The sequence below is a fragment of the Pigmentiphaga sp. CHJ604 genome, assembly GCF_036972535.1.
Taxonomy (GTDB): Bacteria; Pseudomonadota; Gammaproteobacteria; order Burkholderiales; family Burkholderiaceae_B; genus Pigmentiphaga; species Pigmentiphaga daeguensis.
Map to the genome: position 1 here is coordinate 5,228,947 of NZ_CP136998.1, position 14,083 is coordinate 5,243,029.

A 14,083-nucleotide genomic window follows, 5' to 3' on the forward strand; every position below is an offset into this window, starting at 1 on the left:
AGGCGGGAGGACGTCATGGGCGAGCCACGAACCACCGCGTCGACCTGCTGCTACTGCGGCGTGGGTTGCGGTGTCCTGATCGACAGCGAGGATGGCCGCATCACGGGCGTGCGCGGCGATCCCGACCACCCCGCCAATGCCGGCAGGCTGTGCTCCAAGGGCCTGTCGCTGGCGCAGACCGCCCAAAGCGATGCCGGCCGCGCGCTGCGCCCGGCGTGGCGGCCGCGGCGCGAAGCGCCGCTCGCGCCGGTGGACTGGGACACCGCGCTGGACCACGTGGCCGCCCGGCTGGCCGACGTCGTGCGCCGGCACGGCCCCGACGCGGTGGCCTTCTACGTGTCCGGGCAGTTGCTGACCGAGGACTACTACGTCTTCAACAAGCTGGCCAAGGGCCTGGTCGGCACCAACAACATCGACACCAATTCCCGCCTGTGCATGTCCAGCGCCGTGACCGGCTACAAACTGTCGCTGGGCGCCGACGGACCGCCCACCTGCTACGAGGACCTGGACCACGCGGACACGGTGCTGATCGCCGGCAGCAACATGGCCTACGCCCATCCCGTGCTGTACCGCCGGCTGGAAGCCGCGCGCGAGGCTCGGCCCGGCACGCGCTGGATCGTCGTGGACCCGCGGCGCACCGACACCGCGGCGATGGCGGACCTGCACCTGCCCATCCAGCCGGGTACCGACGTCGCGCTGTTCAACGGCATGCTGCACCACCTGATCTGGGAAGGCTGGCTGGATCCGGACCACATCGCCGGCAGTACCGAGGGCTTCGACGCCGTCAAGCGCATGGTGCGCGACACGCCCCCGTCGGTGGCCGCGGCGCTGTGCGGCATACGCGAGCGCGACCTGTGCCAGGCGGCCGAATGGTTCGCCCGCAGCCCCGCCACGCTGTCGCTGTACTGCATGGGCCTGAACCAGTCCAGCCATGGCACGGACAAGAACCTGGCGCTGATCAACCTGCACCTGGCCACCGGCCAGATCGGCCGCGCCGGCGCCGGCCCCTTTTCGCTGACGGGCCAGCCCAACGCCATGGGCGGCCGCGAAGTGGGCGGCATGGCGACCATGCTGGCCGCCCACCGGGACATCGCCAGCCAGACGGACCGCGCCGAGGTGGCCGCGTTCTGGGGCGTGGATGCCGTGTCCGACCGGCCGGGGCTGGCCGCCGTCGACATGTTCCAGGCCCTGGAGACCGGCAAGGTCAAGGCGATATGGATAGCCTGCACCAACCCCGCCCATTCCCTGCCGGATCTCGCGGCCGTGCGGCGCGCGCTGCGCCGGGCCGAGCTGGTGGTGGTGCAGGAAGCCTATGCCGACACCGACACGGTGGCCTACGCCGACGTATTGCTGCCCGCATCGAGCTGGGGCGAGAAGGACGGCACCGTCACCAACTCGGAACGCCGCATCTCGCGCGTGCGGCCCGCCGTGGCGCCGCCCGGCCAGGCGCGCGCCGACTGGCGCATCGTGGCCGAGGTCGGGCGGCGCATGCAGGCCCTGCTGCGTCCGGGCACGCCGGACCTGTTCCCCTACCGGACGCCGCGCGAGATATTCGACGAACACCGGGCGCTAACCCGCGGGCGCGACCTGGACATCGGCGGACTGGACTACGAGTTGCTCGAGACACGCGGCCCCCAGCAATGGCCCTTCCCCGCCGGCCAGGCCACCGGCCTGGCGCGCCGCTACGCCGACGGCCGCTACGCCACCGCATCCGGCCGCGCGCGCTTCCAGCCCGTGCCCTATCGCCCCGTGGCGGTGGCGACCAGCGCGCGCCATCCTTTCCACCTGACCACGGGCCGGCTGCGCGACCAGTGGCACGGCATGAGCCGCACCGGCCGCATCGCCCAGGCCTTCTCGCACGCGCCGGACCCCACCCTGGACATGCACCCGGCCGACGCATCCCGGCGCGGGCTGGCCGACGGCGACCTGGTGCGCGTGGCCAGCCGCGACGGTGCCATGGTGCTGCCGCTGCGGCTGACGGAGGACGTGCCGCCCGGCAGTCTGTTCGCGGCCATGCACTGGAACGCGCAGTTCCTGAACAGCGGCGGCATCAACGAGGTCTGCAATGCGGCCGTGGACGACAAGTCCTTCCAGCCCGAGCTCAAGCACAGCGCGGTCCGGGTCGAGAAGGCGGAGCTGGGATGGCGGATCCGTGCGGCGATCGCGGCCACGGACCAGGAAGACACGCAACGCCTGCGCGCCGCGCTGCGTCCCCTGCTGGCGCCCTGTGGCTACGCCGCGCTGGGCCTGCGCGGCGACGCCTCGCGCTCCGTGCTGACCCTGACCGCCGCGATGGCGGCTCCCGATGAAGCCTGGCTGGACGCGCTGGCCGTCGCGCTGGACATGGGCGCGAGCCCCGACGTCCTGGAATACCGCGACCGCGGCCAGGGCGTACGCAAATGCGCGCGCTGGGAGGCGGAACGGCTGCGCGCCTTCCTGCTGGCCGGCGACGCCGGCCATGCCGAACCGCTGATCGAACGCCTGCTGTCCGCCGAGCCGTGGAGCGGCTCGCGCCTGCGCGTCTTCACGCCCGAAGGCGGCGCCCCCGCGCGGGACCGCACGGTCTGCCAATGCAAGGGCGTGCCCGAATCGGCCATCGCCGCCGCCATCGCGCGCGGGGCCGACGTCGCGGCGCTGAAAGCCACCTTGGGGTGCGGGACCGTGTGCGGGTCCTGCGTTCCGGAACTGTCCCGCCTGTGCGGGGCCTCGCGGATGTCGGCATGACGCCGCCTCGACAAGGACGATGACATGAAGCCAGGACGAGTGATTCTGATGGGCGCCGGCCCGGGCGACCCGGACCTGCTGACACGCAAGGCGGTCCGCGCCCTGCTGTCGGCGGACGTGCTGCTGCTGGACGAACTGGTGCCGCCCGACATCGCCGAACTCGCTCCCCGGGCGCGGGTGCTGCGGGTGGGCAAGCGCGGCGGCTGCCGTTCCACGCCCCAGCCCTTCATCCAGCGGCTGATGCGCCGCTACGCGCTGCAAGGCAGGACCGTGGTGCGCGTCAAGGGTGGCGAAGCCTTGATGTTCGGACGCGCGGGCGAAGAAATCGCCTTCCTGGAAGCCGCCGGCATCGAAGTGGAGCTGATCAATGGCATCAGCGCCGGCATGGCGGCCGCCGCGGCGCTGGGCATCTCGCTCACCCACCGGAATCACTGCCACGGGGTCAGCTTCGTCACCGCCCATACCCAGGACGGCGCGCAGCCGGACTGGCAGGCGCTGGCGCGCAGCCGCACCACGCTGGTCATCTACATGGGCATGCAGCGTATCGAGCAAGTGCAGGCCGGCCTGCTGGCGCACCTGCCCGCCTCCACCCCGGCCGCGGTGGTGCAGTGGGCCTCGACACCGCGCGAAACAAGGCTGGCGACCCGGCTGGGCCAGCTGGCGGACGATGCGCGCGGGGCGGGGCTGGGCAGCCCCGCGATCATCCTCGTGGGAGACGCGATCGGCCTGGCCCGCGCGCATGCCGCGCCGGCCATGCGCCACAGCGCCTGACCGGACATCGCCGCAGCGTCAGCGGCGGCGCCCCGCCATCCATGCCAGGGTGTCCTCGGTCCGGCCCGTGGGCACGTACTCGGCGCCGACGAAGCCGTCGTAGGGCAGCTCGTCCAGCGCGGCGAACACGTTGGGGAAATGGATTTCGCCGGTCCCCGGCTCGTGGCGCCCCGGCGTGTCGGCGAACTGGATGTGGCCGATGCGCGCACAGTGGGTGCGCAGGCTGCGGATCAGGTCGCCCTCCATGATCTGCATATGGTAGAGGTCGTACTGGATGCGCAGGTTGGGATGCCCCGCGCGATCGATGACGTCGAGCGCGGCCCGCGTGGTGTCGATCAGGTAGCGTGGACGGTCCACGGTATTGACCGCCTCGGTCACCACGCCCATGCCCAGGTCGCCCAGGACCTGGGCGGCGTGGGCCAGGTTGCCGGCCAGCGTATCCAGGCAGCGCTCGCGATCGTGCTCGGGCCCGGGGCAACCCGCCAACACGTTGACGTTGCGGGGCCGCAGCACCTGCGCAACCTTGGCGGCCTGCGCCACCGCCTCGCGAAAGGCGGCCTCCCTTCCCGGCACCGCCGCCAGGCCCTGTCCGCCCGCCATCAGATCGCCCGCCGGCACGTTGCACAGCGCCAGCTCGACCCCCGCCGCGTGAAGCGCGTCGCGCCACCGCGCGGCCTCGTGGTCGTAGGGAAACTGGACCTCGACGGCGTCGAAGCCGGCCCGGCGGGCGGCCGCCGGCCGCTCCAGTTCGGGCACCTCGAGGAAGAGCATGGACAGGTTGGCCGAGAATCGGATCATGGCGGGAATCAGGACAGGTTCGAGACGGAAGCGCGCACGGTTCAGGACTCCTCGGGAAAGCCGCGCAGGAAGAACCGGCGGGCGCGCCCCAGCAGGAAGTTCAGCACCAGGCCAAGCAGCGAGATCGCGACCAGCGCGACGAACATGTCGACGGTGATGAAGCTGCGCGAGGCGATCACGAGCTGGTGGCCGAGGCCGTCGGTGGACGTAATCATCTCCGCCAGGAACACCACCACGCAGGAAATGACCAGGCCGATGCGGCAGCCGGTCAGGATGGACGGCATGGCCGCCGGCAGGACGATGGAAGTCACGATGCGCGAGCGCGGCGTGCCGGCGGCCAGCGCCGACCAGATCAGCTTGGGTTCCACCGAGCGCGCGCCATGCAGCGTGGCGAGCAGGATGGGAAAGGCGGCGTCGGCCACGACCAGCGCGATCTTGGACGAATGGTCGAAACCCAGCAGCAGGATGAAGGCGGGATAGAGCGCCACCTTGGGGATGGGGCCCAGCACCCTGACCACGGGCACCACGACCGCGGCGCCCACCTTGGACCGGGCGGCCGCCATGCCCAGGCCGACGCCCAGCACCAGCGCGATGAAGAAGCCCACGAACAGACGGAACAGGGTGATGCCGACATCGGACAGGAAAACCGGCGAAGCCAGTTGCTCGAGCAGCCTCATGACCACCGCGTACAGGCTGGGCAACTGGTTCTCGGTGACCCGACCCGACATCGCCAGCCCCTGCCATGCGGCCAGGATCAGCACGATGGGCAGCGCGCCGATGAACGGAGAGATGCGGCGGACCGTCTTCATAGGGCCCCCATGGCGGCATCGGACTGCCGGTCGGCCCAGCGGGTCAGCCGCGCGCGCACCGCCTCGAAACACATGTCGAGCACGATGCCCAGGACACCGATGACGATGATCATGGCGTACACGGTCTCGTACTGGGCCATGTCCATGGCATTGAACAGGATGTTGCCCGCGCCGGTCTGGCGCGCGATCATTTCGCTGGTGATCATGGTGATCAGGCCCATCACGATGCCGGTCCGGCAGCCGGTCAGAATCTCCGGCAGCGCGGCCGGCAGCACGATCCGGAACATGCGCTGCGCGCCGTTCATGCCCATGGCCGCGGCGGACCACAGCATCTTCTCCTCGACCGCGCGCGCCCCCTGGTAGCTGTGGTACAGCAGCGGCAGGCTGACGCCCAGGAACACCACCAGGATCTTCGAGGCATCGCCCACGCCCAGCCACAGCATGATGAGCGGCATCAGCGCGGCCTTGGGAATGGGATAGACCACCATCAGGAGCGGATTCATCAGCGTCTCGACCACCGGCGAACGGCCCATCAGGAGCCCGATCGGACCGGCCACCATCAGCGCCAGGACGAAGCCGATCAGCATGCGCCGCAGCGAATCCAGGATGTCGAAGGCCGCCTGCGGATCGGCGAAGATTCGCGGCAGTTCGGCCAGCGCCTGCGCGGCGGTCGGCAGGCCGGGATTGTCGTACAGACGCGCGGCAAGCTCCCACGCCACCAGCAGCCCCAGGCATACCAGCAGCGCGGAAACACCCGGCGCTCGCAGCACCTTCTTCACGCCGCTTCCTCCTGCTCGGGCTGGTTGTCGATCATCGCCTCGATGTCGATGACGTATTGCTGGTAGCGAGGATTGAGCAGCAGTTCGGCGCGCACGCGCGGCCGGGGCAGGTCGATGTTGACGATTTCCTTGATGCGTCCGGGCGACTTGGTCAGCACCACGACGCGGTCCGACAGATAGACCGCTTCCTCCACGCTGTGGGTGACGAACAGCACGCTCTTGCGGTCGCGCTCCCAGATCTTGAGCAGGTCGTTCTGCAGGCGGCTGCGGGTATGCGCATCCAGCGCGCCGAACGGTTCGTCCATCAGGAGGACGGCGGGGTTGTAGGCCAGCGTGCGGGCGATGGCCACCCGCTGCTTCATGCCGCCCGACAATTGCTTGGCATAGAAATTCTCGTAGCCCGACAGGCCCACCATGGACAGCAGCTCGCGCGCCCGCTCCTCGGCCGGCGCCCGGGCCACGCCCTGCTGGCGCAGGCCGTAGGCCACGTTGCCCAGCACCGTCTTCCATGGATAGAGCGCGAACTCCTGGAACACCGGTCCGCGGTCCGGGCCGGGACCGGTGACCGGTCGGCCGTCGATCTCGACCGACCCCGAACTCTGCTTGACGAATCCGCCCACGATGTACAGCAGCGTGGACTTGCCGCAACCCGAGGGGCCAAGGATGGAGATGAACTCGCCGTCGCGAAGGTCCAGGGAAATGTCCGACAGCGCGACATGCCGCTCGCCCTTGCCGACGGCGAAGACCTGGGAAACGTGCTTGATGGCAATCATGGAGAAGTTCCAGAGCGCGGCCCCGCCCGTGCGGGACCTGTCCTTGCATCGCGCCGGGGCGCTACTTGATCGGGGCGTGGATGTCGCCGTTCCTGAACGAGGCCACGTCCACCTTTTGCGACATCAGGCCCGCCTGCGTGAAGCTGTCGAGCAGGCTCTGGATGGCCGGGAAGTTGGGGGCCATGCCGGGATCGCGGGCGAAGTCGTTGCCCTTGAGCAGGTAGGTATCCAGCACCGATACCGGCGCCTTGGTCACCTCGGACACGACCTTCAGCGTCTCGGGACGATTGGCCAGCACCTTGCCCATCGCGGTGGTCAGGTCACGGATGTAGGCCTTCACCAGCTCGGGGTTCTGGTCCACGAAATCCTTGCGGCACGCTTCCAGGATGTGCACGAAATTGGGCTGCTGGTCGGCCACCGAGAACAGCTTGCGCAGGCCGCCCTTGGCCTCGGCGCGCGCGGCGAAAGGCTGGTTCAGCACGCCGGCGTCCACGCGGCCCGAACGGATGGCATCCTCGGACGGCGCAAAACCGGTCTCGATCATCTTCACGTCGGTCTTGGGGTCGAGGCCGTTCTTCTCCAGCATCTGCACCAGCGGCGCGTAGACGCCGGCGCCCAGCACCGACACGCCGATGCGCTTGCCCTTGAGGTCCTTGACGGACTTGATGGGCGAATCGTCCTTGACGGCCCAGTACACCGAGAAGCTGGTGGGCGTCTCGAACACGTGCTGGGCGATGATCGAGGTCTGCACCTTGGCCTCGATCAGGCCCTGCCCCACGGACAGCGGCGTCTGCGTGCCGCAGTCCACCGCCTTGGCGGCGAAGGCCTGCATGACGGGCGAGGTGCCCTGGAACTGCACCCACTCGATCTTGTATTTCGAGCCCAGTTGCGGGAACTCGGCGGGGCGCTTCATCATCCAGTACTTGGCCTCCTCGGCCGGAATCAGCCAGCCCACGCGGATCACCTGCTGGGCGGCGGCGGGTACGGACCATGCGGCGATGAGGCCGGTCAGGGCAAGCGCTGCGATTTTCTTCATGAATGACTCCTGGCAGGTTGACGATCGGATTTCAATTCCACGATGCTTGGGGGGTCAGCGGCTTTCGCTCAGCTTGTAGATTTCGAGCGCTTCGGACTCGGGGCCCCGCGTCGCGTTGACCAGCCGGAACATCTGCGAGGCGACGGCGGTCATCGGCACCGGCGTACCGGTCTGGCGGGCCAGTTCGACCACGCTGTCCAGGTCCTTGAGCATGGTGTAGGTGTGGCCGATGGGGGGATTGTGGATACCCTGCGCCATGCGCGGCAGGAACAGCTGCAGCGGCTTGGAGTCGGCGAACCCGCCGGCCAGGGCCTGCGGCAGCAGCATCGGATCGATGCCCGAGTTCGCCGCCAGCCGGGTGGCCTCGGCCAGGATGGCCATGGTGCCGCCCACGATGATCTGATTGCACAGCTTGGTCGTCTGCCCCGCCCCCAGCGGCCCCATCAGTGTGAAGCGCTGGGCCATGTGCGCCACGTAGGGCTGCACGCGATCGTAGTCTTCCTGGCTGCCGCCGGCCATGATGGCCAGCGATCCTTCCTCGGCGCCCTTGGTCCCGCCCGACACCGGCGCATCCATCCAGCGCATGCCGTTGGCGGCAGCCAGGCGGGCCGCGATGTCACGCGTGGCGGCCGGCGTGATGGACGAGAAATCGACCACCACCTTGCCCCGGCCGGGCACGGACGCGAGCCCGTTCGCGCCGAACACCACGTCCTCGACCGCGGCGGCGTCGGTCAGGCACATGAAGACGATGTCGACCTCGCGTGCCACCTCGGCGGGACTGGCCGCCACGCGCGCGCCGGCCGCCCGGGCCGGTTCGGCCTTGGCCGCCGACCGGTTCCAGACGGCAAGTTCGCAACCCGCCGCCCGCAACCGCAGCGACATGGGCAGGCCCATCAGGCCCATGCCCAGATATCCCAATCGTGCCGTGCTACTCATGATGCTTCCTTTGTCTCGAAGGCGGTGGCGTTCAAACGGAGGGGGCCGCCGGCTCGGGCCACTGCGCGCCCCCGGCATGGGTGACGGCGCCGGTATCGGCCTGCCCCACGGTCCTGGCGTACTTGGACAGCAGCCCTGCCTTGTGATTGGGCGGCGGCGGTTGCCAGGCGGCACGGCGGCGCGCCAGCTCGGCATCGTCCACCAGCAGTTCCAGGGTGCGCGCGTCGCCGTCGATGCGGATGCGGTCGCCGTCGCGCACCAGCGCCAGGGGGCCGCCCGCGGCCGCCTCGGGCGCGATGTGGCCCACGCAGATGCCGCGCGTGGCGCCCGAGAACCGGCCGTCGGTCAACAGGGCCACCTTCTCGCCCATCTGCTGGCCGTAGATCAGCGCCGTCACGCCCAGCATCTCGCGCATGCCGGGGCCGCCGGCCGGGCCCTCGTAGCGGATGATGAGCACGTCGCCCTCGGCGTAGCGCCGCTGGCTGACGGCCTCGGCGCAGGCATCCTCGCCGTCGAACACACGGGCGGGACCTTCATGCACGCGCTTGGCCAGGCCCGCGACCTTCAGCAGCGCGCCGCTGGGCGCGAGGTTGCCCTTGAGCACCGCCAGGCCGCCGTCGACCAGGATGGGCTGATCGGCCCGGCGCACGACCTTCTCGTCGGGCTCCGGCGCCGCGCCATGCTCCTCGGCCAGCGTGCGGCCGGTCACGGTGACGCAGCTGCCGTCGATGTGCCCGCTGCGTATCAGTTCGCGTATCAACACCGACACGCCGCCGATGTCGTAGACGTCCTTGGCCACGTACTTGCCGCCCGGCCGCAGATCGCCGATCAGCGGCGTGCGCGCGAACACCGCCGCCACGTCGTCCACGTCGAAGGCGATGCCGGCCTCGTTGGCGATGGCGGGAATGTGCAGCGCCGCGTTGGTCGAGCCGCCGGTGGCCGCCACCAGCGCACAGGCGTTCTCCAGCGCCTTGCGCGTGACGATGTCGCGCGGCAGCGGGCCGCCGTTCTCGATCAGCTTCATCACGATCTGGCCGGCGCGCCGAGCGATGTCCAGGCGCTCGGAGTACACGCCCGGCACCATGGCCGAATTCGGCACGGTCAGCCCCAGCGCCTCGGCCACCATGGCCATGGTGTTGGCGGTGAACTGGCCGGCGCAGGCGCCGATGGTGGGCTTGCAGGCGCGCTCGAGCATCATGACCTTCTCTTCGGTCATCTTGCCCGTCTGCGCCGCGCCCACCGCTTCATAGGCATCCAGCACCGTGATGTCGCGCCCTTCGAAACGGCCCGGCAGCGCGCTGCCGCCGTAGACGAACACGCCCGGCACGTTGCAGCGGACCAGGCCCATCATCGCACCAGGCAGGGTCTTGTCGCAGCCGCCGAACGCCACCAGCCCGTCGTGCGCATGGCCGTGCACCACGGCCTCGATGGAATCGGCGATCAGCTCCCGGCTGACCAGCGAGAACTTCATGCCCTCGTGGTTCATGCCTATGCCGTCGGACACCGAGATGGTGGAGAACTCCCGCGGCGTGCCGCCGGCCGAGGCGACCCCCATGCGCGCGGCCTCGACCTGCGGCGCGTGGGTCATGTTGCAAGGGCTCAGGTCGCCGCGCATGCTGACGATGCCCACCATGGGCTTGGCGATGTCCTCGTCGTCCAGGCCCGTGGCGCGCATGAAGGCGCGGTGCGGCGTCCGGTCCAGTCCCTCGCGGGTGATGTCGGATCTCAGGCGCTTGGTCTTCATTCTCTTCTACTCCGGATTCTGGATCTTCGTTGCCGGCCTTATCGGCTCATGGCATCGGGCACGGCGCTGAGCCGGTCGAACACCCAGCTCACGTCGGTCTCGATGAATTTTCGGGCCTGCGCATAGTCGCCCGCGCGCATGGCCGCCACCGCGGACTCGTGCAGGCGATCGGCGGCGATGGTGTCGGTGTGCAGGAACTCGCGCGTGGCGCGCAGGTAGGCGCCCGACTGCAGCCAGAGGCTGTCGATCATGGCAAGCATGACGGGCGACTGCGCGGCCTGGTAGATGGTGTAGTGGAAGATGCGGTTCTTCTCCAGGCTGTCGGCCAGCCCTACGCGCGAACGGCGCGCCACCGTGATCTCGGCGGCCAGTTGTTCCAGGTCGTCCAGCTGGCGGGCGGTCAGCCGCGGTCCCGCCCATTCGGTGACCGTGCCCTCGATCAGCACGCGCGAACGCCGGATGTCGTCCAGCCGCTCGGGCGTGATCAGCGGCACGCGCACGGTGCCGCTGCGCATCGGTTCCAGCCCTTGCTGCGCCACCAGTTGGCGCAGCGCTTCCCGCACCGGCATGGTGCTGGTTTCCAGCGCGTTGGCCAGGTCCTGGATGCCCAGCAGCTGGCCGGCGGGATATTCGCCGTGCATCAGCTTGTTGCGCAGGGTCTGGTAGACCGCGTCGGACACCGAGGACCGAACGACGGGTTTGATTTCGCCCAGGGCAGGGAGCATGGCGGCCATCCTAGACGCAGTAGAAATCGATCATGGTGGGAATGACGTCGTTCATCAGCACGATCTTCTTGGCGGCGATGCGCCAGCCCTCGCCTTCCGGCCGCAGCAGGTGCTCGTAGCGGCCGAAGAAGGTGTGCTGGTCGCGGTGCTTGACGTTGTAGACATGGCAGGTCCAGGCCGACTCGACCCGCACCCGGCCTTCGCCGGCCGCCGTCGCCACGCATCCCGTCACGGCGTGACAGGTACGGGGCAAGGGAGTGGACGCGACCGACAGCCCGGACCGCACCCGCCAGACCCGGTCTTCCAGGCCCGCGCGCGCGGCGCAATACATCAACGACAACTCGCTGTCCGGTGATACCGACAGGCGATGTTCGTCGGTCCAGGCCGGCAGCCAGAAACTCGCGTCCTCGGCATACAGCGCCAGCCAGTCGTCCCAGCGCTGCGCGTCCAGGTGGGCGGCCTCCTGGAACACGACGGCCTGCGCATCGGCCTGCACTTCCAGCGCCAGCCTGCTCATTTCAACTTCCTCGACCAGTTGCGGTACAGCGCGTGGAACACGGTTTCATCGCTCATCTCGAACGGCCCCGAGATCGACGTATCGGGCGCGATGTCCAGTTCCGCCGCATGGGCGTCGGCGCCCCGTACCACCCGCCCCATGCCGCGCGCATAGCCTTGCTGCCATTCGATCTCGCCACTTTCGAAGCCGCGCTGGCAGTCCTCGAAGGTGACCGTGTCGTCCGGCGTGGCCAGCCCGCTGGGGTTGAAGAAATCCTCGTACTGGCGCAGGCGCTGGCGCCGCTGCTCGGCATCCTCGCCCACCGGGGCCAGGCAATAAGAGGTGATCTCGGTCAGGTCCACCGCCAGCGGGCGGATCACGCGCATCTGCAGGGCCGCGTTGGAAGCCAGCTGCAGGTTGGGGAAGATGTTGCACTGGCGCGTGCGCAGCATCCATTCGGCGCGCGTATCGCCCACGCGCGCGCGCAGTTCCGGCAGGCGCGCATACAAGGGGTGGTTCTCCACCGGCGAGGTGGTCCATACCAGCGCGTGCCCGTTGGGAAAGCCGAAGGATCCCATCATTTCCTCGCGCTTCTTGCCGCCGGCCTGCCAGATCGCCGCCTCGACGTCGGTGCGCCCCGCCATCCCCGAGCGCCGGTCCAGCAGCCGCAGGTAGGACGGATGCGTGGACGTGAAATGGTAGGCGTCGGTGGAATTCTCCAGCTGCAGCTTCCAGTTGGCGCGATAGGTATAGGTGACCGCGCCGGGAACGATTTCCAGGCCGGCCTCGCTCTGGTCGACCGCCATGTCGATGAAGCGCCGGATGTCGCCCAGGTGTGTCTCGAGCGGCAGCACCTCGGCCGCCAGGCTGGCGAACAGGAAGCCGCGGTATTCCGCGAAGCGGGCCACCGGCTGGAGGTCGTGGCTGTCGTCGTCGAAGGCGGCGGGATAGTCGCCCTGGGCCCTGCCCTTGACGCCCAGGTTGCGCCCGTCGCTGCCATAGGCCCAGCCGTGGTAGTGGCAGACATGAGTGCGGCGATTGCCGCGCCGCTGGTGGAAGACCAGGGCGCCCTTGTGACGACAGGAATTGTGGAAACAGCGCAGCCTGCCGTCCTGGCCGCGCATGACGACCAGCGGCTGCCGGCCGATGCTGGTCGTGAGGTAGTCCTGCGGGTTGGGCACCTGGGAAGCATGGGCGACGAACACCCAGCCGCCATGGAAAAAGCGGTCCATTTCCCGGGCGTAGACATCCTGGCGACGGAAAACGTCGCGATGGACGCGGAATACGCCGTCCGCCGGCCGGTCGTCGATGAGCTGGGCGATGTCTGCCGGCATGGATTCCCCGAGGCGCGCCAGAATTCGATATCGGATATTCGATCTTTGATCAAATCCTAGCAAGCGGGTGACCACGATGACCAGGGGGTTTACCCGTGCCGCGCCACCGCGCGCACCCCGGCGTAAACTGCGCCCACTCTTGCGAAACCGACGACATGAAGAAGATCGCCGCGCTACTGGCCCTGGCCGCCTTCGCACTCTGGGCCGGCAACACCTCGCTGTTCCACGCCCCCCGCGACGGTCACCCGCTCCCCCTGGCGCATCGCGGCGTGCACCAGACCTATGCCGTGCAGGACCTGGACGCCGATACCTGCACCGCGGCCCGGATCCGGCCGCCCGTGCACGGCTACATGGAAAACACGCTCGCCTCGATGCGTGCCGCCTTCGAGGCCGGCGCCCGGACGGTCGAACTGGACGTGCACCTGACCCCGGACGGGAAGTTCGCGGTCTTTCACGACTGGACGCTGGACTGCCGCACGAACGGCCACGGCGTCACCCAGGACACGCCCATGACGGTGTTGCGGACCCTGGACGTCGGCCATGGCTATACCGCCGACGACGGCAGGACCTGGCCGCTGCGAGGCCGCGGCGTGGGCCAGATGCCCACGCTGGACGAGGTGCTGGACGCCTTCCCCGGCGGCCGCTTCCTGGTCAATTTCAAGAGCCGGCGGGAAGAGGAAGGCCGGGCCCTGGCGGAAATGCTCGCGGCCCATCCCGCGTGGCGCGAGGCGGTCATGGGCGTCTACGGCGGCGCCGAGCCCACGCGCGCCAGCATCGCGCGCGTGCCGGGGCTGCGCGGCTACGATCGCGCATCCACGCTGTCCTGCCTGCTGCGCTACGAACTCCAGGGCTGGAGTGGCATCGTGCCCGAGGCATGCCGCAATACGCTGGTGATCGTGCCGGTCAACTACGCCTGGGCATTGTGGGGCTGGCCCTATCGTTTCGCCGCACGCATGCGCGAGGCGGGCAGCGAGGTCATCGTGATGGGCGCCTACTCGGGCGGGGGCTTCAGTTCGGGCATCGACACGCCGGCCGACCTGGCGCGGGTGCCGGCCCGCTTTCCCGGCCATGTCTGGACCAACCGGATAGAAACGATGGGCGGCCCTATCCGGGCGCATTGAACCGGTACGCGCGCCTCCCCGTGCACCGCCCCGAGTT

Annotated in this window: 13 protein-coding genes; 3 read left to right on the forward strand and 10 right to left on the reverse strand. The window is 69.4% G+C overall.

Features of this window, described 5'->3' with window-relative positions; translation table 11 throughout:
* The first annotated feature begins 15 nt into the window (after positions 1–15).
* Together R4823_RS25085 and cobA are read left to right on the forward strand one after the other, a co-directional pair.
* Complete coding sequence (locus R4823_RS25085; RefSeq protein WP_338616518.1) at positions 16–2,724, forward strand: molybdopterin-dependent oxidoreductase; 2,709 nt, start codon at positions 16–18, stop codon at positions 2,722–2,724.
* A gap of 24 nt (positions 2,725–2,748) precedes the next feature.
* The gene (gene cobA / locus R4823_RS25090) at positions 2,749–3,495 is read left to right on the forward strand and encodes a uroporphyrinogen-III C-methyltransferase (protein ID WP_338616520.1); all 747 of its coding nucleotides are present in this window, start codon (positions 2,749–2,751) and stop codon (positions 3,493–3,495) included.
* An 18-nt stretch (positions 3,496–3,513) separates the two neighbouring features.
* Here the strand turns inward: cobA and R4823_RS25095 are convergent, their stop codons facing one another.
* The 10 genes from R4823_RS25095 to R4823_RS25140 form a co-directional block, all read right to left on the reverse strand.
* Positions 3,514–4,293, reverse strand: coding sequence for a TIM barrel protein (locus R4823_RS25095; protein ID WP_087838547.1), 780 nt, complete (start codon positions 4,291–4,293; stop codon positions 3,514–3,516).
* A gap of 41 nt (positions 4,294–4,334) precedes the next feature.
* A complete protein-coding gene (locus R4823_RS25100) occupies positions 4,335–5,102 on the reverse strand; it encodes an ABC transporter permease subunit (RefSeq protein ID WP_338616521.1) in 768 nt (255 codons plus the stop codon).
* Positions 5,099–5,881, reverse strand: a complete 783-nt coding sequence (locus R4823_RS25105; RefSeq protein WP_338616523.1) for an ABC transporter permease — start codon at positions 5,879–5,881, stop codon at positions 5,099–5,101. The genes R4823_RS25100 and R4823_RS25105 overlap by 4 nt, the downstream gene beginning before the upstream one ends.
* Positions 5,878–6,654, reverse strand: a complete 777-nt coding sequence (locus R4823_RS25110; RefSeq protein WP_338616525.1) for an ABC transporter ATP-binding protein — start codon at positions 6,652–6,654, stop codon at positions 5,878–5,880. The genes R4823_RS25105 and R4823_RS25110 overlap by 4 nt, the downstream gene beginning before the upstream one ends.
* A 61-nt stretch (positions 6,655–6,715) precedes the next feature.
* Positions 6,716–7,690, reverse strand: a complete 975-nt coding sequence (locus R4823_RS25115) for an ABC transporter substrate-binding protein (protein ID WP_087838551.1) — start codon at positions 7,688–7,690, stop codon at positions 6,716–6,718.
* A gap of 54 nt (positions 7,691–7,744) precedes the next feature.
* The gene (locus R4823_RS25120; RefSeq protein ID WP_338616528.1) at positions 7,745–8,626 is read right to left on the reverse strand and encodes an NAD(P)-dependent oxidoreductase; all 882 of its coding nucleotides are present in this window, start codon (positions 8,624–8,626) and stop codon (positions 7,745–7,747) included.
* A gap of 31 nt (positions 8,627–8,657) precedes the next feature.
* Complete coding sequence (gene ilvD, locus R4823_RS25125) at positions 8,658–10,370, reverse strand: dihydroxy-acid dehydratase (protein WP_087838553.1); 1,713 nt, start codon at positions 10,368–10,370, stop codon at positions 8,658–8,660.
* Positions 10,371–10,408: 38 nt separating this feature from the next.
* Positions 10,409–11,095 carry a GntR family transcriptional regulator gene (locus tag R4823_RS25130; RefSeq protein WP_338616529.1) on the reverse strand — a complete coding sequence of 229 codons (687 nt, stop codon included), beginning with the start codon at positions 11,093–11,095 and terminating at the stop codon, positions 10,409–10,411.
* A gap of 10 nt (positions 11,096–11,105) precedes the next feature.
* Entirely contained in the window at positions 11,106–11,612 is a 507-nt protein-coding gene (locus R4823_RS25135) for an aromatic-ring-hydroxylating dioxygenase subunit beta (RefSeq protein WP_087838555.1), read from the reverse strand.
* Entirely contained in the window at positions 11,609–12,925 is a 1,317-nt protein-coding gene (locus tag R4823_RS25140) for an aromatic ring-hydroxylating dioxygenase subunit alpha (RefSeq protein ID WP_338616530.1), read from the reverse strand. The genes R4823_RS25135 and R4823_RS25140 overlap by 4 nt, the downstream gene beginning before the upstream one ends.
* A gap of 155 nt (positions 12,926–13,080) precedes the next feature.
* Here R4823_RS25140 and R4823_RS25145 point away from each other — a divergent pair, with 155 nt between their 5' ends.
* Positions 13,081–14,046: a glycerophosphodiester phosphodiesterase family protein gene (locus tag R4823_RS25145; protein WP_338616531.1), complete on the forward strand. Its 966-nt coding sequence runs from the start codon at positions 13,081–13,083 to the stop codon at positions 14,044–14,046.
* Positions 14,047–14,083: the final 37 nt, after the last annotated feature.

Bases quoted from the DNA above. Each gene is read 5' to 3' on its own strand.
- R4823_RS25130 (WP_338616529.1), bottom strand. From the start codon at position 11,095: ATGCTCCCTGCCCTGGGCGAAATCAAACCCGTCGTTCGGTCCTCGGTG.
- R4823_RS25140 (WP_338616530.1), bottom strand. From the start codon at position 12,925: ATGCCGGCAGACATCGCCCAGCTCATCGACGACCGGCCGGCGGACGGC.
- R4823_RS25095 (WP_087838547.1), bottom strand. From the start codon at position 4,293: ATGATCCGATTCTCGGCCAACCTGTCCATGCTCTTCCTCGAGGTGCCC.
- R4823_RS25110 (WP_338616525.1), bottom strand. From the start codon at position 6,654: ATGATTGCCATCAAGCACGTTTCCCAGGTCTTCGCCGTCGGCAAGGGC.
- R4823_RS25145 (WP_338616531.1), top strand. From the start codon at position 13,081: ATGAAGAAGATCGCCGCGCTACTGGCCCTGGCCGCCTTCGCACTCTGG.
- R4823_RS25120 (WP_338616528.1), bottom strand. From the start codon at position 8,626: ATGAGTAGCACGGCACGATTGGGATATCTGGGCATGGGCCTGATGGGC.
- ilvD (WP_087838553.1), bottom strand. From the start codon at position 10,370: ATGAAGACCAAGCGCCTGAGATCCGACATCACCCGCGAGGGACTGGAC.
- R4823_RS25100 (WP_338616521.1), bottom strand. From the start codon at position 5,102: ATGAAGACGGTCCGCCGCATCTCTCCGTTCATCGGCGCGCTGCCCATC.
- R4823_RS25085 (WP_338616518.1), top strand. From the start codon at position 16: ATGGGCGAGCCACGAACCACCGCGTCGACCTGCTGCTACTGCGGCGTG.
- R4823_RS25115 (WP_087838551.1), bottom strand. From the start codon at position 7,690: ATGAAGAAAATCGCAGCGCTTGCCCTGACCGGCCTCATCGCCGCATGG.
- cobA (WP_338616520.1), top strand. From the start codon at position 2,749: ATGAAGCCAGGACGAGTGATTCTGATGGGCGCCGGCCCGGGCGACCCG.
- R4823_RS25135 (WP_087838555.1), bottom strand. From the start codon at position 11,612: ATGAGCAGGCTGGCGCTGGAAGTGCAGGCCGATGCGCAGGCCGTCGTG.